23 protein-coding genes and 1 tRNA gene are annotated in these 19,217 nt (G+C 66.8%); 12 read left to right on the top strand and 12 right to left on the bottom strand.

Annotated features, from left to right (window positions below):
- Positions 1-4 precede the first annotated feature (4 nt).
- The 3 genes from flgC to ACN9M2_RS04945 form a co-directional block, all read right to left on the bottom strand.
- Positions 5-418 (bottom strand): flagellar basal body rod protein FlgC, encoded by a 414-nt coding sequence (gene flgC, locus ACN9M2_RS04955; protein ID WP_306851719.1) that lies wholly within the window; start codon positions 416-418, stop codon positions 5-7.
- Positions 415-834 (bottom strand): flagellar basal body rod protein FlgB, encoded by a 420-nt coding sequence (flgB, locus tag ACN9M2_RS04950; RefSeq protein WP_426287042.1) that lies wholly within the window; start codon positions 832-834, stop codon positions 415-417. The genes flgC and flgB overlap by 4 nt, the downstream gene beginning before the upstream one ends.
- A 182-nt stretch (positions 835-1,016) precedes the next feature.
- Complete coding sequence (locus ACN9M2_RS04945) at positions 1,017-1,934, bottom strand: chemotaxis protein (protein WP_426287041.1); 918 nt, start codon at positions 1,932-1,934, stop codon at positions 1,017-1,019.
- 158 nt (positions 1,935-2,092) lie between these two features.
- On the opposite strand from ACN9M2_RS04945, the gene ACN9M2_RS04940 reads away from it, so the two are divergent.
- From ACN9M2_RS04940 to ACN9M2_RS04920, 5 genes are all read left to right on the top strand, one after another.
- Positions 2,093-3,400, top strand: coding sequence for a methyl-accepting chemotaxis protein (locus ACN9M2_RS04940; protein WP_426287040.1), 1,308 nt, complete (start codon positions 2,093-2,095; stop codon positions 3,398-3,400).
- A complete protein-coding gene (flgA, locus tag ACN9M2_RS04935) occupies positions 3,397-4,098 on the top strand; it encodes a flagellar basal body P-ring formation chaperone FlgA (RefSeq protein ID WP_426287039.1) in 702 nt (233 codons plus the stop codon). The genes ACN9M2_RS04940 and flgA overlap by 4 nt, the downstream gene beginning before the upstream one ends.
- Before the next feature lie 104 nt (positions 4,099-4,202).
- Positions 4,203-4,511, top strand: coding sequence for a flagellar biosynthesis anti-sigma factor FlgM (gene flgM, locus ACN9M2_RS04930; protein WP_426287038.1), 309 nt, complete (start codon positions 4,203-4,205; stop codon positions 4,509-4,511).
- Positions 4,508-4,951 (top strand): flagella synthesis protein FlgN, encoded by a 444-nt coding sequence (locus ACN9M2_RS04925; RefSeq protein ID WP_426287037.1) that lies wholly within the window; start codon positions 4,508-4,510, stop codon positions 4,949-4,951. The genes flgM and ACN9M2_RS04925 overlap by 4 nt, the downstream gene beginning before the upstream one ends.
- Positions 4,952-5,005: 54 nt before the next feature.
- Positions 5,006-6,286, top strand: a complete 1,281-nt coding sequence (locus ACN9M2_RS04920) for an EAL and HDOD domain-containing protein (protein WP_371022176.1) — start codon at positions 5,006-5,008, stop codon at positions 6,284-6,286.
- Here ACN9M2_RS04920 and ACN9M2_RS04915 read toward each other — a convergent pair.
- The 7 genes from ACN9M2_RS04915 to rsmD form a co-directional block, all read right to left on the bottom strand.
- A complete protein-coding gene (locus ACN9M2_RS04915; RefSeq protein WP_426287036.1) occupies positions 6,241-7,311 on the bottom strand; it encodes a TMEM43 family protein in 1,071 nt (356 codons plus the stop codon). The genes ACN9M2_RS04920 and ACN9M2_RS04915 overlap by 46 nt on opposite strands.
- 22 nt (positions 7,312-7,333) lie before the next feature.
- Positions 7,334-8,185, bottom strand: a complete 852-nt coding sequence (locus tag ACN9M2_RS04910) for an MBL fold metallo-hydrolase (RefSeq protein WP_426287035.1) — start codon at positions 8,183-8,185, stop codon at positions 7,334-7,336.
- Positions 8,182-9,897, bottom strand: coding sequence for a gamma-glutamyltransferase (gene ggt, locus ACN9M2_RS04905; RefSeq protein ID WP_426287034.1), 1,716 nt, complete (start codon positions 9,895-9,897; stop codon positions 8,182-8,184). Before ggt ends, ACN9M2_RS04910 begins: the two co-directional genes overlap by 4 nt.
- Before the next feature lie 64 nt (positions 9,898-9,961).
- On the bottom strand, positions 9,962-10,219 hold the full coding sequence (locus ACN9M2_RS04900; RefSeq protein WP_306851743.1) for a YfhL family 4Fe-4S dicluster ferredoxin: 258 nt from the start codon (positions 10,217-10,219) through the stop codon (positions 9,962-9,964).
- Between the two features lie 296 nt (positions 10,220-10,515).
- Positions 10,516-11,019, bottom strand: a complete 504-nt coding sequence (locus ACN9M2_RS04895; RefSeq protein WP_426287033.1) for a hypothetical protein — start codon at positions 11,017-11,019, stop codon at positions 10,516-10,518.
- 17 nt (positions 11,020-11,036) lie between these two features.
- The gene (gene coaD / locus ACN9M2_RS04890; protein ID WP_306851747.1) at positions 11,037-11,540 is read right to left on the bottom strand and encodes a pantetheine-phosphate adenylyltransferase; all 504 of its coding nucleotides are present in this window, start codon (positions 11,538-11,540) and stop codon (positions 11,037-11,039) included.
- A gap of 27 nt (positions 11,541-11,567) precedes the next feature.
- Positions 11,568-12,137: a 16S rRNA (guanine(966)-N(2))-methyltransferase RsmD gene (gene rsmD, locus ACN9M2_RS04885; RefSeq protein WP_426287032.1), complete on the bottom strand. Its 570-nt coding sequence runs from the start codon at positions 12,135-12,137 to the stop codon at positions 11,568-11,570.
- A gap of 64 nt (positions 12,138-12,201) precedes the next feature.
- Here rsmD and ftsY point away from each other — a divergent pair, with 64 nt between their 5' ends.
- The 5 genes from ftsY to ACN9M2_RS04860 all read left to right on the top strand — a co-directional run bounded on the left by ftsY (position 12,202) and on the right by ACN9M2_RS04860 (position 15,895).
- Positions 12,202-13,353 (top strand): signal recognition particle-docking protein FtsY, encoded by a 1,152-nt coding sequence (gene ftsY, locus ACN9M2_RS04880; RefSeq protein WP_426287031.1) that lies wholly within the window; start codon positions 12,202-12,204, stop codon positions 13,351-13,353.
- Between the two features lie 29 nt (positions 13,354-13,382).
- Positions 13,383-14,435: a membrane assembly protein AsmA gene (locus ACN9M2_RS04875; RefSeq protein WP_426287030.1), complete on the top strand. Its 1,053-nt coding sequence runs from the start codon at positions 13,383-13,385 to the stop codon at positions 14,433-14,435.
- Complete coding sequence (gene mutY, locus ACN9M2_RS04870) at positions 14,432-15,478, top strand: A/G-specific adenine glycosylase (protein WP_426287029.1); 1,047 nt, start codon at positions 14,432-14,434, stop codon at positions 15,476-15,478. Before ACN9M2_RS04875 ends, mutY begins: the two co-directional genes overlap by 4 nt.
- Entirely contained in the window at positions 15,475-15,753 is a 279-nt protein-coding gene (locus ACN9M2_RS04865) for an oxidative damage protection protein (RefSeq protein ID WP_426287028.1), read from the top strand. The genes mutY and ACN9M2_RS04865 overlap by 4 nt, the downstream gene beginning before the upstream one ends.
- A 66-nt stretch (positions 15,754-15,819) precedes the next feature.
- Positions 15,820-15,895, top strand: a tRNA-Phe gene (locus tag ACN9M2_RS04860).
- A gap of 17 nt (positions 15,896-15,912) precedes the next feature.
- Here the strand turns inward: ACN9M2_RS04860 and ACN9M2_RS04855 are convergent.
- Complete coding sequence (locus tag ACN9M2_RS04855; RefSeq protein ID WP_426287027.1) at positions 15,913-16,395, bottom strand: hypothetical protein; 483 nt, start codon at positions 16,393-16,395, stop codon at positions 15,913-15,915.
- Positions 16,396-16,520: 125 nt separating this feature from the next.
- Here ACN9M2_RS04855 and ACN9M2_RS04850 point away from each other — a divergent pair, with 125 nt between their 5' ends.
- The gene (locus tag ACN9M2_RS04850; protein ID WP_426287026.1) at positions 16,521-17,351 is read left to right on the top strand and encodes an endonuclease/exonuclease/phosphatase family protein; all 831 of its coding nucleotides are present in this window, start codon (positions 16,521-16,523) and stop codon (positions 17,349-17,351) included.
- Between the two features lie 9 nt (positions 17,352-17,360).
- Here ACN9M2_RS04850 and ACN9M2_RS04845 read toward each other — a convergent pair whose 3' ends face one another.
- The gene (locus tag ACN9M2_RS04845; protein WP_426287025.1) at positions 17,361-17,852 is read right to left on the bottom strand and encodes a nuclear transport factor 2 family protein; all 492 of its coding nucleotides are present in this window, start codon (positions 17,850-17,852) and stop codon (positions 17,361-17,363) included.
- Between the two features lie 248 nt (positions 17,853-18,100).
- Between ACN9M2_RS04845 and ACN9M2_RS04840 the strand changes: the two genes are divergently transcribed.
- Entirely contained in the window at positions 18,101-19,138 is a 1,038-nt protein-coding gene (locus ACN9M2_RS04840; protein ID WP_426287024.1) for a proline iminopeptidase-family hydrolase, read from the top strand.
- Positions 19,139-19,217 lie beyond the last annotated feature (79 nt).

Raw genomic sequence — 19,217 nt, 5'->3', positions numbered from 1 at the left:
ATCCTTACTTGCCGAGGTCGAGCGTCTTCTGCATGAGCTGCTTGGCGCTGTTCATGACTTCGACGTTGTTCTGGTAGGAGCGCGACGCGGAGATCATGTTGACCAGCTCGTCGACCGGGTTGACGTTGCTCGAATACACATAGCCATTGGCATCGGCGAGCGGATTGGAAGGTTCGAAGCGCGACTGCACCGGCGCCTGGCTTTCGGTGACGCCGAGCGTGCGCACCCCTTCGTTTTCCATCTGCCCGTTCACCTGGCGCTGCACCGCAGAGAACAGGGGTTGCTTCGCGCGGTAGGCGCCCGCTTCGCTGCTCGCAAGGCTGTCGGCGTTGGCCATGTTGCTGGCCGTGGTGTTGAGGCGCGCCGACTGCGCGGCCATGCCGGAACCGGCGACGTCGAAGATCTTGAGCAGGCTCATGAGCTGGACCCTGTGATGGCGAGGCGCATGGTGTGGATCTGCGCGTTGATGAAGCCGAGCGACGCCTGGTAGTGGATGGCGTTGGCGGCGAACTGCGCCTGCTCGACCTGGGTATCGACGGTGTTGCCATCCATCGTCGGTTGGGTCTCGGCGCGATAGGCGAGCTTCTGGGCATCGGCGAGGGCCACGGCCGGGTTGCCGCCGATATGGCCGGCCTCGGTCGCCGTCATCGGCAACGTATTGCCGTCGACGGCGCCGGTGGCGGCGGTCATGACCTTGCGGAAATCGAGATCGCGGGCGAGAAAGCCCGGCGTGTCGGCGTTGGCGAGGTTCGAGGAAATCACCTCGGCACGGCTCTGCCACAGGCCAAGGGCCTGGGCGTGAACGCCGAACAGCGCATCGGGTTTGTCGATCATGGGCTCTCCCCTCTCGTGACCTTGGCTCGAGGGGTTGAGCAATTCGCGTGCCACGCCAGGGCGGCGCGGGTGAAACGGCGTCGTGGCGCCGTTTTCAGTGGCGGGTGGCCGGGTCCACCCGATGCCGTGTCGGAATTCCGGCGCCCGCCTGCGTCACATCGCTGACAGGGTGGCGGCGGCTATCAGGCCGGCAGCAACTCCAGCACGGCAGTGGCCAGCACGTCGGGCTGGAACTTCGCGATGAAGCGGTCGGCGCCGACTCGCTCCACCATCGCCTCGTTGAACACGCCACTCAGGGAGCTATGCAGCAAGACCTTGAGATGACGCAGCTGGGCGTCCTCACGAATGGCGCGGGTGAGTGCATACCCGTCCATCGCCGGCATCTCAATGTCGGACACCACCAGGGCGATCCGCTCCGCGGCCGGCCCCATCGCCAGGCTGCGCAGCATGTCGAGCCCTTCGCTGCCGTCCTTGGCCACCACGCACTCCAGGTCCATCTTGCGGAAGAGATCGACCAGTTGCGTCCGGGCGACCAGGGAATCGTCCACCACCAGCACCCGGCGATTCGATGCCTGCCGGACCTGGGCCGCCTGCTGCACGCGTTCGGACAATTCCGCCACGCGTGGATCGACGCTCGCCAGCACCTGCTCGACATCGACCACCGCCATCAGGTTGCCGTCCAGCCGGGTTACCGCGTTCACACGCGGTCCATAGCCCAGCGCGGGGGGCGGCGCCGCCAGGTTGCCGCCGTCCACGTGGACGATGCGGTCCACGTCGGAGACAAGGAAGCCCTGCACCGACCGGTTGAACTCGGTCACGATCAGGTGCGCTCCGTCCTCCGTGGCGAGCGGTGGATAGCCCATGGCGGCAGCCAGGTCGACCACCGGAATGGTGCTGCCGCGGTAGTCGAAGCTGCCCGCGACGAGCTCGTGCATGCTGGGCATACGCTCCAGCCGCGGCCGGCGCAGTACCTCTCGCACCTTGAACACGTTGATGCCGAAGGCCTGGCCATCGCCCAGCCGGAACAGCAGCATCGCCACGCGGTTATGGCCCGCTAGGCGGGTGAATGTTTCCACGGTATCGAGGAGCGGTCGGGCCATGGGCTGCGCATGCGTCTACGGAAGAAGTCGCGGAACGTATCGGCCGGGGGCCGGCGAGCTTGAGGCGCGTCTCATGGCACGACGATTGCTTGGCTCAAGAAGCCGGCCTTCCTACCGATGTAGTGAGGCGACCACCCGAACAAAGCGAAAGCGAAATCATGACCCTCCTCTGGAGCCAGCACGTCCGCCTCCTAGCCCACGCCGCCGCAAGCGGCGACACCGCACGCGTGCGGGCGCTCGCCGCCCAGTACCCGGCGGCCGCGAGCGCGCTGGGTGCCCTGCTCAAGCCCGCCGAGCCACGTACCGCGGCGGCGACGACCATCCAGGCGATCGAGCAACAGGGCATGGTGTTGACCAACGCCCAGGCGCTCGGCACGACCCTGCAGGAACTCGGCACCGCCGTCGAAGGCGCGCGCGATACCGCCGGCCGATTGACGGAGGCCAGCGCCAGGATTTCGACAGCGATCGACCAGGCCCATGCCGGCGTCGCCGGGATGGCCGATGCCGGCAGCCAGGGACAAGCCACGTCGGCCGAACTCGACGGCCAACTGCGCCTGCTGCGCAGCGCCTTGTCGGGGATGAGCCGCAACCATGCCCAGTTCGCCGATTATTTCACCGCCATCCGCAAGCTCACGGCCGCGGTGCAGGACATCGCCCACCAGACCAACCTCGTGGCGTTGAACGCGGCCATCGAAGCGGCTCGCGCCGGTGAAGCCGGACGCGGCTTCGCGGTGGTGGCCGACGAAGTGAAGCAACTGGCGGAAAAGACCACGCAGGCGACCGCCGAGATCGATCAGGTCACCCAGGCGGTGGGCGAATTCTCCGGACATCTCGACGAGGCCGTGCAGACGAGCCTGCGCCGCCTGGACCAGTCCCAGTCCGGCATCGCCGGCATGCAGGCCTCGCTCGGACGCGTCGACGACGCCGTGCGCGGCGCGCGCGGCAGCCTCGACGCCGCACGCGAAGGCATGGGTGCGCTGCAGGGCCGCATCGCCGCGATCCAGGCCACGCAAGGCACGCTCAGCCGTATCGGCAACGACGCACGGCGCCAGGCCGACTCGGCCGCGCGCGCCGCCGTCCTCGCCCATCGCCTGAGTCTCGCGAAGCTGGAAACCGAAGGCAACCTCGATGCCGCCAGCCTCAGCCAGATGATCCGCGAAGCCAGCCAGGGCTTGCGCTATGCCCTCGAACTCGCGTCGCGCGATCCGTCCAGCCTCGATCGCCGCTGGCTCGACACCACGCCGATGATGCGTTGCATCGAGCAGTTCCGCGCACGCCGGCCCGACGACTCCGCCGATGCCATCCGCGCCGCCGGCGAGCGTTTCTCCATCCTCGCCTCGCAGTACGCCATCACCTTGGGCGAAGGCCGCCACGCCGATGCCGGACACATGCTGCCGGGCCTCGTGAAGGAGTTGGACGCCATCGCCCAAGGCCTTTCCACCTCGCTGGCGGAACGCGCCGCGTGATCCATCGCGTTCTCGCCATCGGCGTCGCCTTCGCCGCGATGCTCGCCCTTCCTCCATCCGTGGAAGCGGGCCAGTCGCTGGACGCGATACGCAGCACCGCCGTCGACTGGCTGCAACAGCATCGCAACCTGCCTGGCGCCCGCATGACCGCCGAGGCCGGCGCCCTCGACAGCCGGCTGCGCCTGGCCGACTGCGCCACCCCGCTGGAAGCGTCGCTGCCCGGCAATCGCCCGCTCGGTGCCCGGGTCAGCGTGACGGTCCACTGCCCCGTTCCGGGCGGCTGGACGGTGCGCGTGCCCGTAAGGGTGAAAATGCTCACCAACGTGCTGGTCACCAGCAGGCCGCTCGCCCGCGGCGACGGCATCGGTGCGGGCGACGTCCATGCCGAAGAACGCGACGTCGCCACGCTTGCCTATGGGTACGTGGCCGACATCGACCAGATCGGTGGCCGTTCGCTGGCCCGGCCGCTCGGCGCGGGCACCGTGCTCACCCCCGGCATGCTCGCCGGCCGCCAGGCCGTGCGCATCGGCGACGCCGTGAGCATGGAAGCCAGCATCGACGGCGTGACGATCCACGCCGAGGGCGTGGCCATGGGTGCCGGCGATACCGGCGCGCGGCTCAAGGTCCGCAACGCCTCGTCGGGCAAGGTGCTCGACGCGATCGTGAGCGGCCCCGGCGCCGTCGCGGTCCTGCCGTGAACGAAATCCGAACCAGGTCACACTTCACGGCTTGAGGCCGGCTAAAGTTCGCCCGCCGACCGCCGATAAAGGTCTGACGGAAAAATGATCCGAGGGATACATCCATGACGACGACCATCAAACCCGGCCTCCAGGCCCCGCAGCCCCAGGTGCAGCTCCGCACCCAGAACCCGGCCGCCGGTTCCGCCGGTTCGACCCAGGGCACCGGTTCGGTGCGCCCGAGCGACGACAGCGTCAAGATCACGGATTCGGCCAAGGCGCTCGACGCCGCGAGCCGCGGCGACGACATCGATACGAAGCGCGTGGACGAGATCCGCTCCCGCCTCGCCGATGGCACCTACAAACCGGATGCCCAGGCCATCGCCAGCAAGTTCCTCGCGCTGGAAGGCCAGATGGGCGGTAGCAAGGCATGACCGGCCCGCTCGGCCCCGACTTCGATGCCGCGCTCGTCGCGGTCATGGGCGACCTCGCCCGTGAGGTCGACGCCCTGCATGCCAGCCTGGTCGAAGAACGCATGGCCCTTGGCCAGGCAGATCCGCAGGCGCTGGAAGCCGCCGGCCAGGCGAAAGGCAAGCTGCTCGACCGGATCGAGAAACTCGACGTGGAGCGTCGCCAGTTGGGCGACGCGGCCGGCATCGACAGCCTTCTCGACCCGCGTTGGTTGCACACCCTCGAGCGCCTTGGCGAATGCAGGCAGCTCAATGAAGTGAATGGCCGCATCGTCGCCCAGCGAATGGGTCACGTCCGCCAGGCCCTCGCCCTGATCTCGGGCGAATCGCCAGGCGGTTCGACCTACGGCCGCAACGGCGTGGCGAAAGTGAATCTTCGTTCCGCGACCCTTGCACAGGTTTGACCGAAACGAAGCAGCGATACTCAAGGCTCACCCAGACGGCGCAAGAAGGAAGCAATGGCAGCACATCCCCAGCCGGCAGCGGTGAACGACGACGGTATCCTCCCCATCGTCCGCGTGCCCATCCTGGACAAGAAGCAGTCCCTGTTCGCTTATGAACTGCTCTTCCCCCGGCCGATCGGCAGCGATATCGATGCCGCCTCGCTCGCTCATACGCAAGCGACGCTCAGTGCGATCGCCGATGGCAGCCTGAAGCGCCTCGTTCGCGACAATCGTGCGTTCCTGCACATGTCGCGCGACCTGCTGCTGCAGCACGCCGACCTCCTGCGCCACAACGCGCGGCTCGGCGCCAGCATCAGTGCCGACGTCGGCACCGATGAACAGCTCCTGGTGAAGCTCCGCGAACTGAAAGGTCACGGTTGCCTCTTCATGCTCGAGGATTTCAACCTGCCCGCCGACCCGGAACACCGGGCCGGCGTCGACGCCTTGCTGCGCATCGTGCAGTTCGCGAAGGTGGCGGTGGACCATCGCCATCCCGTGGCCGCCCGCGCGCACATGGATTACGTGCACGCGTTCGGCGTGAAGGTGATCGTCACCGGCGTCGATACGCACGAAACCTTCGTCGACTACGCCGACCAGGATGTCGACGGTTTCCAGGGCAAGTACCTGCTCCGCCCGGAGCGCGTCGACATGCCGCGCCTCAGCCCGAGCAAGCTCGGCGTGCTGCGCCTCATGGGCGCGCTGCAAGACCCGGAGAACGGCCCGGTCGAACTCGGCAAGATCATCCGCGACGACGCCATCCTCAGCTACAAGCTGCTGGGTTGCGTGAACTCCGCCTACTTCGCCCTGCCCCGCCAATTGAAGTCGGTGGAACAGGCGGCGGTATTCTTCGGCGTCAACCGCATGCGCAACTGGATCTTCACCATGGCCGTATCGGGCATGGACGAGCGTCCGCCGGAGTTGCTCCGCCTTGCCCTGATCCGCGCGCACATGTGCGAGAAGCTCGCGCGTGCCATCAAGCCCGAACTGCAGGAAATGGCCTTCACGGCCGGCTTGTTCTCATTGCTGGACACGCTCATGAACGTGTCCATGGCCTATGTGCTGGAGCACCTGCCGCTGGCGATCGAGATCCGCGAGGCCCTGCTCGAAGGAACCGGCCCCTTCGCTCCGATCCTCGACCAGATCCGCCATTGGGAACAGGGCGAACTGGAAAGCGATACGGCGTTACGCGAGCAACACGTGCACACGATGGCGGCGATGTACGTGGAGGCGGCGAACTGGGCCGACCACGTCTACTCCTTCGCCGATGGCACGGCGGCCGTCGAAGCCGAGGCCTGAACCCGCCAGATCGCAAGTCCCGCGCCCAGTACGGCCACCAGCAACCATACGCTGGCCGCCATCGCGTCGCCGGCCAGCCACATGACGCCGGCGACGGCGGATACCACCACCGCGCCGATGCCGATGGCGAACAGCACGTCGTTACGTAGACGGCTGGTGCAGGCGAGCAGCAGCGACCCGAGTATCGCCAGCACGAAAGAACCCCCACGTACGAGCATGACGGCGTCCGGCGGTTCGGGCAGCGCGGGCAGTACGTCGAGCAGGCTGCGTTCGCCCACCTGCACGTCGAAGCCATTGTCGCCATCGCGGCTCGCAGCCGGCACCAGCGTATCGCCATCGATGCGTGCCAGCACGGTCATCGGTTGCAAAGGCACCGCTTCCCAGCTGATGCGCAGATCACCGAGACGAGGATTGGCCGGCTTGGCGCTGGTGACCAGCGCATCACCCGCGCGCTGGAAGGTCGCGGCCAGGTTCGGCGGCAGTTTCTTCTCGTCCGGAGGAACGGTCACGCGTCCCGGGAACGCGCGCAGGATCGTCTCGGACAGCTTGAAGTTACCCAACTTCACCTCGCCGGCTTCGAATTGCCTGCCCTGGATCGGAAAGGCGCCTGGATTCACGTGGCCCGCCGGCTTGGCGAAATTCGTGGCGTCGATCGGGCGGTCCACCCAGTCGAGTTCGTAGTGGGAGGCGCCACCCACGGTGATCTCGCGCCACTGGAACATCTCCACGTGGCGGATGAGGATCGGCGATTCCGCGCGGACGTCGAATTCCGCATCGCGCGGCGCTTCGACGATCAATGGCATGCCGCTGACCCGGGTGAGCGCACCGTATTGCCCGGACGTGGGTCGCCCCCCGGCGCCGAGGTCGAGCACCGGCGAGCCGTGCCGGGCCACCGCGGCGGCGTAGTCCATCACGCGGCGTTCGTTCCAGGCCACGAGGCCCAGGCCGGCCAGCAGCAACACGGCACCGGCGAGCCGGGTTCCCAAGGCCATCCCCGTCTGGTTCATCCTGTAGTTCGATGACATCCTGCCCCCATCCCCTGCTCGCCTAGACATCGAGCCCAGCCAGTCGCCCAAGCGTATCGGTCGCCGTGTAGCGGCCCTTGTCGTCTTTCTCCACCTTCGCCAGCGCGCAATCGTGATCGTGCGTGAAGAACAGCTTCACGCCACGCGCGATCTTGTCGTCCAGGAAGGACTTTTTCTCGTCGATGAGCTTCTCCGGCCAGCGGTCGTATCCCATCGTCACCGGCACGTGCACCCAGGCGCGCCCGGGAATGAGGTCGGCGCAGAACACTACGCCACCCACTTCGGCGAGCATCAACCCCGGCGTGTGTCCTTCGGAGAATTCGAAGCGCACGGAGCCGCCCAGCGACGATGGCTTGCCTTCTTCCACCAGCTCCAGCCGGCCGCTCTCTTCCAGCAGCCGGACGATGTCCGGGATGAAGGAGGCGCGATCGCGTGGGTGCGGGTTGCGGGCGCGTTCCCAATGCGCCGCCCCGACGAGGAAGCGCGCGTTCGGGAACAGCAGCCGTGCCGGTTCACCTTCCGCCCACGGGGCGAGCAAGCCGCCGGCATGGTCGAAATGCAGGTGCGAGAGCACCACCGCGTCGATGTCTTCATGGCCCAGGCCCGCCTCGGCGAGCGAATCGAGCAGCACGTGCCGCTCCTCCACCACACCGTAGCGCTCGCGCATCGCGGGCTCGAAGAACGCGCCGATGCCCGTCTCGAAGAGCACGTTGCGGCCATCCAGGCCGGTGACGAGCAGGCAACGACAGGCCAGCGGAATCCGGTTCTGTTCGTCAGGCTCGATCCAGCGCGCCCACATGGCGCGCGGCGCATTGCCGAACATGGCGCCGCCGTCGAGCTTTTGCGAATTGCCGATCAGTGACCATAGCTTCATGGGACGGACTTTACTGCACCTACCTTGCCCAGGCCCGACGGACGGCGCGGATCGGTGGCGGCATCCAGCACGTTGGTCCGGTGATCCCAGGTAGCCACGTTCATGAAACCCCACGGCGAGCGGTTCTTCAATACATGACCCATGTCCGTGAGCGTCCTGGCCGTGGCCTCGTCGAACGCACCCGCTTCCACGTCCACGCGATCGGGCAGGTACTGGTGGTGATAGCGTTTCTGCGCCGTGATCTGGGAGGCGCTCTTGCCGTCGATGAAGGCGAGGATGCCTTCGAGCACCTGCGTGATGATGGTCGAGCCACCGGGCGAACCGATCACCGCCGTGCGATCGGCACCGAAGACGAAGCTGGGCGACATCGAGGAAAGCATGCGCTTGCCCGGTTCGGGGGCGTTGGCCAGGGCGCCGCGCAGGCCGAAGGCGTTGGGCTGACCCGGCACCAGGGCGAAGTCGTCCATCTCATCGTTGAGCACCACGCCCGTGCCCTTGGCGACGAAGCCCGAACCGAATTCCAGGTTCACCGTGAGCGTGGACGCCACCATGTTGCCGTCGGCGTCGATCACGGAAAAATGCGTGGTGTGCATGCCGGGATCGGCAGCCATCGCCGCGGGCAGCAAGTCGGACGGCGTCGCCTTGTCCGGCGAGATGGTCGCGCGCAGGCCGTCCGCGTAGTACTTCGACAACAGCATGTCGAGCGGCATCTTCACGAAATCCGGATCGCCCAGGTATTCGTTGTGATCGCGGAAAGCGCGCCGCATCGACTCGATGGTCAGGTGCGTGGAATGGGCGAGGTCGAGCTTGGCGAGGTCGAAGCCGGCGAGGATGTTGAGCACCTCGGCGATCGCCACGCCACCCGACGACGGCGGCGGCGCGGTGACGATGCGGTAGCCCTTGTAGTCGACGCTCAGGGGCTCGCGCTCCTTCACGCGGTACGCCTCCAGATCGGCTGCCGTCCAGTTGCCGCCGGCACCGCGCGAGGCGGAGACCAGCAACGTCGCCGTCTCGCCCTTGTAGAAGCCGTCGGCACCCTTGGCGGCAAGGCGTTCCAGCGTCTTCGCGAGGTCGGGCTGACGCAACGTCCAGCCCTGCGCGGGCACCTTGCCATCGGGCAGGTAGATCGCGGCCGATGCGGGATAGCGCGCGAGGACGTCCTTGCGGTCCTCGATGGTGCCGATGAAGCGGGCATCGGGCTGGAAGCCCTCCTTCGCGATCCGGATCGCCGGGGCCAGCGACGTGGATAAAGGCAGCTTGCCGTAATGCTCGGCCATCCAGGCCAGGCCCGCGGGCTCACCCGGAATGCCCGCCGACAACGGGCCGTTGGTCGATACGTCGCGGTTCGGTTTGCCGTCCTTGCCGACGTAGACCTTCATGTCCACGGCCTTGGGCGCCGTTTCGCGGGCATCGATGAAAACGTTGCGTCCATCGGACGCCTTGTGAAGCAGGGCCATGAAGCCACCGCCGATACCGGAACTCTGCTGTTCCACCACGGCCAGCGTGGAGGACACCGCGACGGCCGCGTCGAATGCGTTGCCGCCCTTGGCGAGTACTTCGAATCCGGCGTTGGTGGCCAGGAAGTTGGCGCTGGCGATGGCGGCCTGACCGGGGCCCCGTGAAGCGGGAGCATCCTTGGCGGCAGCCTGACCGGCGCCGACGACGAGGAAGAGGCTCGCGGCAAGTACGCGCCACGACGGAGCATGGACCATGGGGATTTCTCTCCGGAAAGGATATCGCTACCCCTGAGATTAACCCATGACGCCCGTAGAGCGTTTACGTGCCGGCCTTCGCCATCAGGTGTTCGTACTTGAGCATGAGCTGCTCGCGCGTTTCCACATGGTCGGGATCGTGCGGGATGCACTCGACCGGACACACCTCGACACATTGCGGGTTGTCGAAGTGGCCGACGCACTCCGTGCACAGGTTCGGGTCTATCACGTAGTACTGCTCGCCCAGCGAGATGGCCTTGTTCGGGCACACGGGCTCGCAGACGTCGCAGTTGACGCAGGTATCGAGGATAAGCAGGGACATTCCCGCATTTTACCCTACCTGCGCCCGCCCGGCCGTGGCGGGCGCCGACCCAGGTGGAAAGCCGACTTGGTGGGAGCACGCCCGCGTGGGAGCCGCTTGAGGTGGGAGCCGACCCTGTCGGCGATACACTGCCTGGTGGGAGCCGACCTTGTCGGCGATCCCGCGGCAGCGGGCCCAGTTACGGCAAGCCCCCATCGCCGACAGGGTCGGCCCCCACCAGGGCGCGGCTCGTTGGCGGCGCACAAAAAAGGGCGCCGCAAGCGGCGCCCTTCGTTCAAGCCGGTCACCCGGCTCGATTACATCGCGACGAAGCGGAACGTCGCGCCGCTCGGGCCCACGGCGTCGGCGACGCGCTGCTGGTCGGCCTGGTCGCCGATGAACAGCACGATCACGTTCTTGAACGAGCCCGCATTCGCACCCTTGAAGGCCTCGACCATAAGGTCGGCCGTCTTGGCCGACTCCGGGCCGCCGAAGACGAGCATGTTGCCCGGCGTGACGCCACGGGCGACGGTGCCCTGCACGTTCTCGAGCTGGCGTGCACGGCCATCCTGGCCCGCCTGGTCGTCGCCGGCCGGCACGAAGTACGGGAACGGACGGTCGGCCGTCATGCCCTGCATGTTCTTCCGCACGATCTGGCCGAAATACTGGCTCCACGCCTTGGTATCGGTCGGATTGGTCGGCTTCGCGACAACGGCTTCCTGCTGCGTGGCAGCCTGGTCGGTGTCTTCGGACTTGTTGCAGGCCGAGAGGGCCAGGGCGGCGGTCAGGGCCACGGACGCGGCGAGAACGAACTTACGCATGATGATCACCTTTGGTTTCAAGAGTTGCGCCAGCGCTGGCGCATGGCCTGCTGCACCGCCGGATGCACGAAGCCGGAAATATCGCCACCCAGGCGACCGATTTCACGCACGAGCGAGGAGGAGATGAAGCTGTATTGCTCCGCCGGGGTCAGGAACAGCGTCTCGGCCTGGGGAATCAGGTGACGGTTCATGCTGGCGAGCTGGAATTCGTATTCGAAGTCCGACACGGCGCGCAGGCCGCGAAGGATCACGCCCGCGCCGATCTCCGTGACGAAGTGGGCGAGCAGGCAGTCGAAGCCACGCACCTCCACGTTCGGCAGGTCGGCAAGGGCGAGGCGGGCCAGCGCGATGCGCTCGCCCAGGCTGAAACCCGGACCCTTGTTCCGGCTTTCCGCGACGGCGACCACGATGCGGTCGAACAGCGGCGCCGCCCGCGACACGAGGTCGGCGTGACCGTTCGTGATGGGATCGAACGTGCCGGGATAAACGGCGAGACGCGGATTGGCCGGCAGAGGGGTCATGGATGGCGGGTCGAGAGAAAACGCGGGCTAGCTTAACGGATCGGCAGGTGTGCGGCGATAGAGGGCGTAGGCTACCTCCCCTGCCTGCCCCTGGCGGTGCGGCAGCCAGTTGTCAGGCAAGGCGAAGACGGCGCCACGGGGCGACTCCACGTAGATCCACGCGTGCGCCGCCAGCCAGCCGCCCTCTTCCAGCGCCCGTGCCGTATCCGCCCACGCATCCAATGCGAATGGCGGATCGAGCAGGACGAGGTCGAACGGTCGTCCGGGCCCGCGCAGCCACCTGCCGGCATCATCGCCCACCACCTCACCGGACACCTTGAAGCGCGCCAGGTTCGCCTTCAGCGCGGTCGCCAGGCGTGGCTCGCGCTCCACGAAGGTGACCGCCGCGGCACCGCGCGACAGCGCCTCGATGCCCAGAGCGCCGGTGCCGGCGAACAGATCGAGGCAGCGTGCTCCATCCACCACGGGTTGGAGCCAGTTGAACAAGGTCTCGCGAACGCGCTCCGACGTCGGCCTCAGGCCCGGCAGGTCGGGTACTTCGATCCGTGAATTGCGCAGGGTTCCGCCGATGACGCGGATGCGGCCGGGAGCGCTCATCGCTCAGCGGCCAGTGAGGGCGGGGGTGATAGCATTCGCCTATTGTCTTTGAATCCTTCGCGCAATGCTCAAGTTCTGGAAGAAGAAGTCCGCCGAACCCGCGACCGCCGAGTCTCCGGCCGCGGACGAGCGCGTCGACCGGACCGCCGACCCCGCGTCGGCCGAGGTCGGCTCCGCCACCGCCGAGACGCTGGTCGAGACCGCCGCGCCGGAGCCCCAGGCTCCGGAGATCGAACCGGAGGCGGAAGAAACCGCCATCGTCGACGCCGCACGCGAAGCCGAACAGAACGATGCGCAGCCGGCCCGGCGCAGCTGGCGCGAGCGTCTCTCCGGAAGCGGCTTCGCCAAGAGCCTCACCTCGCTCTTCGTGCGTCATCCCAAGCTCGACGACGACCTGCTCGACGAACTGGAAACCTCGCTCATCACGGCGGACGTCGGCGTCGAAGCCAGCACGAACCTGGTGGAGGACCTGCGCAAGCGCATGCACAAGCGCGAGTTCGCCGATGCGGGCGAACTGCTCAAGGCGCTGCGCAACGAACTGGTCTCCCTGCTGAAGCCCGTCGAGAAGCCACTCGACGTTTCCACGGCCTCGCCCTTCGTGATCCTCACCGTCGGCATCAACGGCGTGGGCAAGACCACCACCATCGGCAAGCTGGCGCGACGTTACACCGACGAAGGCCGCGGCGTGATGCTCGCCGCCGGCGATACCTTCCGTGCCGCCGCCGTCGAACAACTGAAGACCTGGGGCGAGCGCAACAAGGTGCCCGTGGTCTCACAAGGCCAGGATGCCGATTCGGCCAGCGTGATCTTCGATGCCCTGCAAGCCGCGCGGTCGCGCGGAACGCAGGTGTTGATCGCGGATACCGCCGGCCGCCTGCACACCCAGGGCGGCCTGATGGACGAACTGGGCAAGATCGCCCGCGTGATGAAGAAGCTGGACGCCGCGGCGCCACACGAAGTGCTGATGGTGATCGACGGCACCACCGGGCAAAACGCCATCAGCCAGTTGCGCCAGTTCCGCGATACCGCCGGGGTCACCGGCCTTGTCGTGACCAAGCTCGACGGCACGGCCAAGGGCGGGGTGATGTTCGCGCTCGCCCGCGAATTCGGCCTGCCGATCCGCTACGTGGGCCTGGGCGAAACGGCCACCGACCTGCGCGTGTTCGACGCGGAGGCTTTCGTGGATGGCCTGCTCCCGGCGAGCCTCGGCGGCTGAGTGAAGGCGACGGCGCAGGATACGCGACGATGAACCGTCGACTGCGGATCGGGCTCTACGCGGCCGGCGGAACGGTCGCCGTGGTCGTACTGGCCGCCTTCATCGCCACGTACGTGGTGCTCCAACCCGAGCGTTTCACCGCGTTGCTGCAATCCCGCGCCAGCGCCGCCGGCCTCGACCTCACCCTGGCCAGCCCCGCCAGCCCCACCCTCTGGCCCAAGCCTGCGCTGGAACTGGAAGGGCTCACATTGCGCGCCGAAGGTGCCGGCGCGCCGATGATCGTTGCTTCGCGCGGAAAGCTCGTGCTTCCCTGGCGCACCTTGACGGGCGGCGGCACGCGGATCTCCCGGCTTGAGGTCGAAGGTGCGCGCATCGACCTGAATGCGGTATCCGCCTATCTCGATACCCTGCCCTCGCGCCCGTCCACGGCGGGAGCGATCCTGCCCACCATCGACGCGGGCTTCCGCGTCACCCGCGGCACGCTCACCCGCGGCAACCAGCTCTTCCTCTCCGATGTGGACATCGATGCAGGCCGGCTGGCGAATGGACGTCCATTCAATCTCGCGCTCGCCGCCAGCACGGGGGGCGACTCGCCGTACACGCTGGAGCTGGAGACCACGCCGCGCCTGGCCCGTGGCGTGCTCACGCTCGACGACCTCGCACTCGAAGTCGCGAGCAAGCCCATCTTCTCGACCACGTTGCGCGGGAACGCCACATGGCGTGGCGGCGCGGACGTCGGCGCTTCGCTGGCTGGCCGCATGACGCGCGCGTCGGGCACGCCGTACGACATCGTGCTCGATGTCACGCCGGCCAACCAGCAGGACCCGCTCTATATCGCGATCAAGCTCGACGGTGACAACGACCACACCGACCTGCGCATTCCACCAATCGCGTTCGCCGAATGGTGGAGCGGGATCAACGCCGGCGGCTCGCCCACGCTGCCGCCCTTGCTCGGGACCGTCGACGCGAAGGCCGTCGATGCCGGCCCGGTGCACGTGAAAGGATTGCGCGTCCGCGCCACGCCCAGCGTCCCCGCCATGGCGGGGTCGAGCGCGAATGCCAGGCCCAGCGTGTCTCCATGAATACGTTCGCGCGCGAACTGCTCCGCTGGTACGACCACCATGGACGCAAGGACCTGCCCTGGCAGCATCCACGCGACGCGTATCGCGTGTGGTTGTCGGAGATCATGCTGCAACAGACCCAGGTGGTCACGGTCATCGGTTATTTCCAGCGCTTCGTCGAACGCCTGCCGAGCCTCGCGGCCCTGGCCGAGGCCGACGAAGACACGGTGCTCGCCCTGTGGTCCGGCCTCGGTTACTACCGTCGCGCACGGTTCCTGCATCGGGCGGCGCAGCTGTGCGTCGAACGACATGGCGAAGAGTTGCCCCAGGACCTCGACGCGTTGATGGCCCTGCCCGGCATCGGCCGATCCACGGCGGGCGCGATCCTCGCCCAGGCGCACGGACTTCGCTTTCCCATCCTCGACGGCAACGTGAAGCGGGTGCTTTCCCGTTACCACGGCATCGCCGGTTTCCCTGGCGAAAGTGCGGTCGAGAAGCGACTCTGGCGGCATGCCGACGAGCACACGCCGGAAGAACGGACGGCCGATTACACGCAGGCCATCATGGACCTGGGCGCCACGGTATGCGTCCGCAGCAAGCCGCTATGCCTGCTGTGCCCGCAAGCCGCCTCGTGCGTGGCTCACCGCGACGGTCTCACCGCGACGCTGCCCACCGCCAAGCCCGGCAAGAAGGTGCCCACGCGCTCGCTCGCCATGTTGCTCCTGCGCGACACGGGCGGCCGCATCCTGCTCGAGAAGCGTGGCCCGCAAGGTGTGTGGTCCGGCCTGTGGAGCCTTCCCGAGGCGACGGACCCCGATGCCGCCGGAAGCGTGGCATCCACCTTCGCCCGCGTCGGCGACGCCGATCCGCTGCCGGCCTTCACCCACGTGTTCAGCCATTACAAGCTGGACGTATCGCCCATCCTGTTCGACCATGCGGCCCCCCTCGCCGCCGTGGCGGACCGGGCCGACCGGCGCTGGTGCGGCCGCGACGAGATCGCGGCGCTCGGCCTGCCGGCGCCGGTGCGCACGCTGCTCGACAACCTTCCGGAGATATCCCCATGACACGCCTGGTCCACTGCGTGAAACTCGGCCGCGACGCCGAGGGCCTCGATTTCGCCCCCTGGCCTGGCGAACTCGGCAAGCGCATTTACGAGAACGTCTCGAAGGAAGCATGGGCCCAGTGGCTCGCCCACCAGACCATGCTGATCAACGAGATGCGGCTCTCCCCGCTCGATCCGAAGACGCGCAGCTTCCTCAGCGGCGAGATGGAGAAATACTTCTTCGGCGGCGACGTGGTCCAGCCTGCCGGCTATGTCCCGCCCGAACGGGATGCTTGACGCAGACGCTCCCAGCGGATTTAATACGCGGCTCCACTCGCCGCAACGCTCGTTGCAGGCACCCGTGGCCGAGTAGCTCAGTTGGTAGAGCAGGGGATTGAAAATCCCCGTGTCGGCGGTTCGATTCCGTCCTCGGCCACCATCTCTTTCTTCATCCCATCAGTTCTTTACGTCCCTGCCCGGTTCGGCCGCGCACTGGCGCCATGCCGACGCCAATATGTCCGCTTCATCGGTAGGTGGCATGCCGGCACCCTGCGCGCCCTCGTCACGCATCAATCGCCGCGCGCGTTCTTCCATGACACCGCGCAAGCGATCACGCGTTTCCTGTCCACACGGAGTGCGCGGCTTCCAATCGGACAGCGCATTGATGCGAGTAATCAGCCGGTCCACACGTGGCTGGCGATCCTCAGGGGCCGCCTTCTCCGCGTCGATCCGGATCGATCGCCAATCGGCGATCATTTCTCGCAGGTCGCTGCCGTCGGCCTCCAACGCCTTGGCATCGGCCTCGCGTGCGCGATGCGACGCCGTGAACGCGAGCATCGCCGTCGTCGCCGAGGCGATGAACGCGATCGCGATCACGATCAATGCGATCTTGCGGCCATTGCGTCCGCTCTCGGATGCGTTGTCGTCATGCGTCGCCATGCAAGCCTCTGCCAATCGTCCGGGGCCGGTCATTGTGCCTCACCCGCCCGATATCGACACAGGTCACGACACCGACTTGGGCGCGCCGCTATAGTCGGGCGATCGTCCCGCAGAAGCAGGTAGCCATGACCCTTCTCCCTCGCATCGCCCTCGCCCTTTCCATCGCGGTGGCCGCCCTTCCCGCCGCGGCGGTCGACCTGAAAGTGATGACGTTCAACGTCCGCACAATGACCGGCAAGGATGGCCCCAATGGCTGGGACAAGCGCCGCGACCTGTTCGCCGACACCATCCGGCAGCTGCATCCCGACGTCATCGGCACCCAGGAACTGTACAAACAGCAGGGCGACGACACGGTGGAACGTCTGCCGGAATACACATGGTTCGGCCGCGACCGCTTCGGCGCCCACGGCGACGAGCACATGGGCATCTTCTATCGGAAGGACAGCCTGAAGGTGGTCGAGTCCGGCGACTTCTGGCTCTCGGATACGCCGGACAAGGTCGCAAGCATCACCTGGGGCAACGTCTTCCCGCGCATGGTGAATTGGGCGCTGTTCGAACGAACCAGCGACCACAAGCGCTTCTACCTGCTGGACACGCATTTCCCCTATCGCGACCAGGACGAAGACGCCCGCTCGCGCAGCGCGCGCGAGATCGCCGCGTGGATCGCGAAGCTGCCGGCCAACGTGCCGGTGATCCTCACCGGCGACTTCAACACCGGTCCGGACAGTGAGACGCACAAGTCGCTCACCGCGTCGCTGAAGGATGCATGGAACACCGCGCCGAAGCAGGAAGGCCCCGCGGAGACGTTCCACGATTTCACCGGCAAGGCGACGAAACGGATCGACTGGATACTCTATCGCGGTGTCGAGGCGACGTCGGTCAAGACCGTCACCTCATCGAAGGACGGGCGCTATCCGTCGGATCACTTTCCGGTGCAGGCCGACTTCACGCTTTAACGCAAAGACTCAACCGCCGGGAACCGGCGCCTGCGGCGGTGCCGGCGGTTGCGGCGCCACAGGAGGCAACGGGGGCGTCTTCGGCGGCACGGGCGTGTACTGCGCCGAAGCCATGCGCCAACCTTCGGCGCCCTTGACGACGCTCGCGCCGAGGGACAGGCGCCGCTGCATGCCTTTCACCGTGAAGACCACGGTGCCGGTGACGAAGGCGCTATTGCCATGGACGCGCGCCTTCACGTCGTCGAGCGACGTAGGTGGCATGTCGCCCTTTTTCTCGGGAGCATAGAAACCGAGCACGGCATCGTGCTCGTCCACTTCCCCGCGTGGCGATACCTCGACGAAATCGGGCAGCAGGATCGCGCGCAGCGCGGGAAGATCGAAATCGTGTTCCGCCTTCACGTAGCGGGCGACCGCGGCCTCCGGCGTGACCTCGGCGGCGGCGGCCGTTCCGGCCAGGGGAAGGAATGCGAGGGACAGCAGGGCCGTTCTGTAAAGCGACATGAGCGTCTCTCGTCATCGGGATGTTGCCGGATCATCCAGCGGCGGAGATCCGGACGCATGGCCCGTTCGTCACCCTCCGCTTCGACGTGCCTGCCGCTCGGTCGGGCGGCGGCGATGGGGTGACGCGGCACCAGCCCATCCGCATGACAAACCACGTTCGGGTACGCTTCGGGAAGGTGAGCGTGGCGTGAGAGCCGGGAGCCCTCGCCACGTGCGATGACGATCAACACACTTCAAGGGGTACTTCGATGCGACGACTACTTGCCACCCTTATGGTCTGCCTTGTCGCACTAGGCGCACAGGCGGGCACGGCGCCCGCCGCCACGACCTCCTCCTACTTCGACAACACCGGCCGCGACGATGTGCTCTCGGGCGGGGTGAAGACGATCGTCATCGACACGCCGAAAGGCAAATTCAAGGTGTGGACCAAGCGCGTCGGCAACAATCCGCGCATCAAGGTTCTCCTGTTGCACGGCGGTCCGGGCGCCACGCACGAGTATTTCGAAGCCTTCGACAGTTATTTCCCCGGCGAGGGCATCGAGTACTACTACTACGACCAGCTCGGCTCGGCCTTCAGCGACAATCCCAAGGACGAGTCGCTTTGGGAGATCCCCCGCTTCGTCGACGAAGTGGAGCAGGTACGCACGGCCCTGCACCTGGACAAGAACAATTTCTACCTCCTCGGCCATTCCTGGGGTGGCGTGCTGGCCATCGAGTACGCGTTGAAGTACCCGCAGCACCTCAAGGGCCTGGTCATCTCCAACATGATGGACAGCATCCCGGCGTACAACGCCTACGCCAGCAAGGTATTGATGCCGGCGATGGACCAGAAAAAACTCGCCGAGGTAAAGCGCCTGGAAGCCGAGCACAAGACCGACGACCCGGCGTACATGGCCCTGCTCATGCCCATGCACTACGAGCAGCACATCCTGCGCATGCCGGCCGCCCAATGGCCCGACCCGGTGGAACGGGCGTTCTCGCGGCTCAACCAGCAGATCTACGTGGCCATGCAGGGCCCCAGCGAGCTGGGCGCCAGCGGCAAGCTGCTGCACTGGGACCGCAGCCAGGCATTGAAGACCATCAAGGTACCCACCCTGGTTATCGGCGCCCGCTACGACACGATGGACCCCGCCTACATGGAAGCGATGGCGAAGAAGATGCCCGACGCCCGTTTCCTGCTTTGCCCGCAGGGCTCGCACATGGCGATGTACGACGACCAGAAGACGTACTTCGCCGGGCTGGTCAAGTTCCTGAAGGACGTGGACGCCGGCAAGCCCTTGAACTGATGGGCGCCCGGGCCCGGTCTTCGCTCCTGAGACGCCTTTCTGGCACCATCCTCCGGTTAACGACGCGCCGTGGCGCGCC

Origin of the sequence: Luteibacter sp. E-22 (genome assembly GCF_049913125.1) — a bacterium.
Taxonomy (GTDB): domain Bacteria; phylum Pseudomonadota; class Gammaproteobacteria; order Xanthomonadales; family Rhodanobacteraceae; genus Luteibacter.
This window is presented reverse-complemented; position numbering and strand designations above follow the sequence as displayed.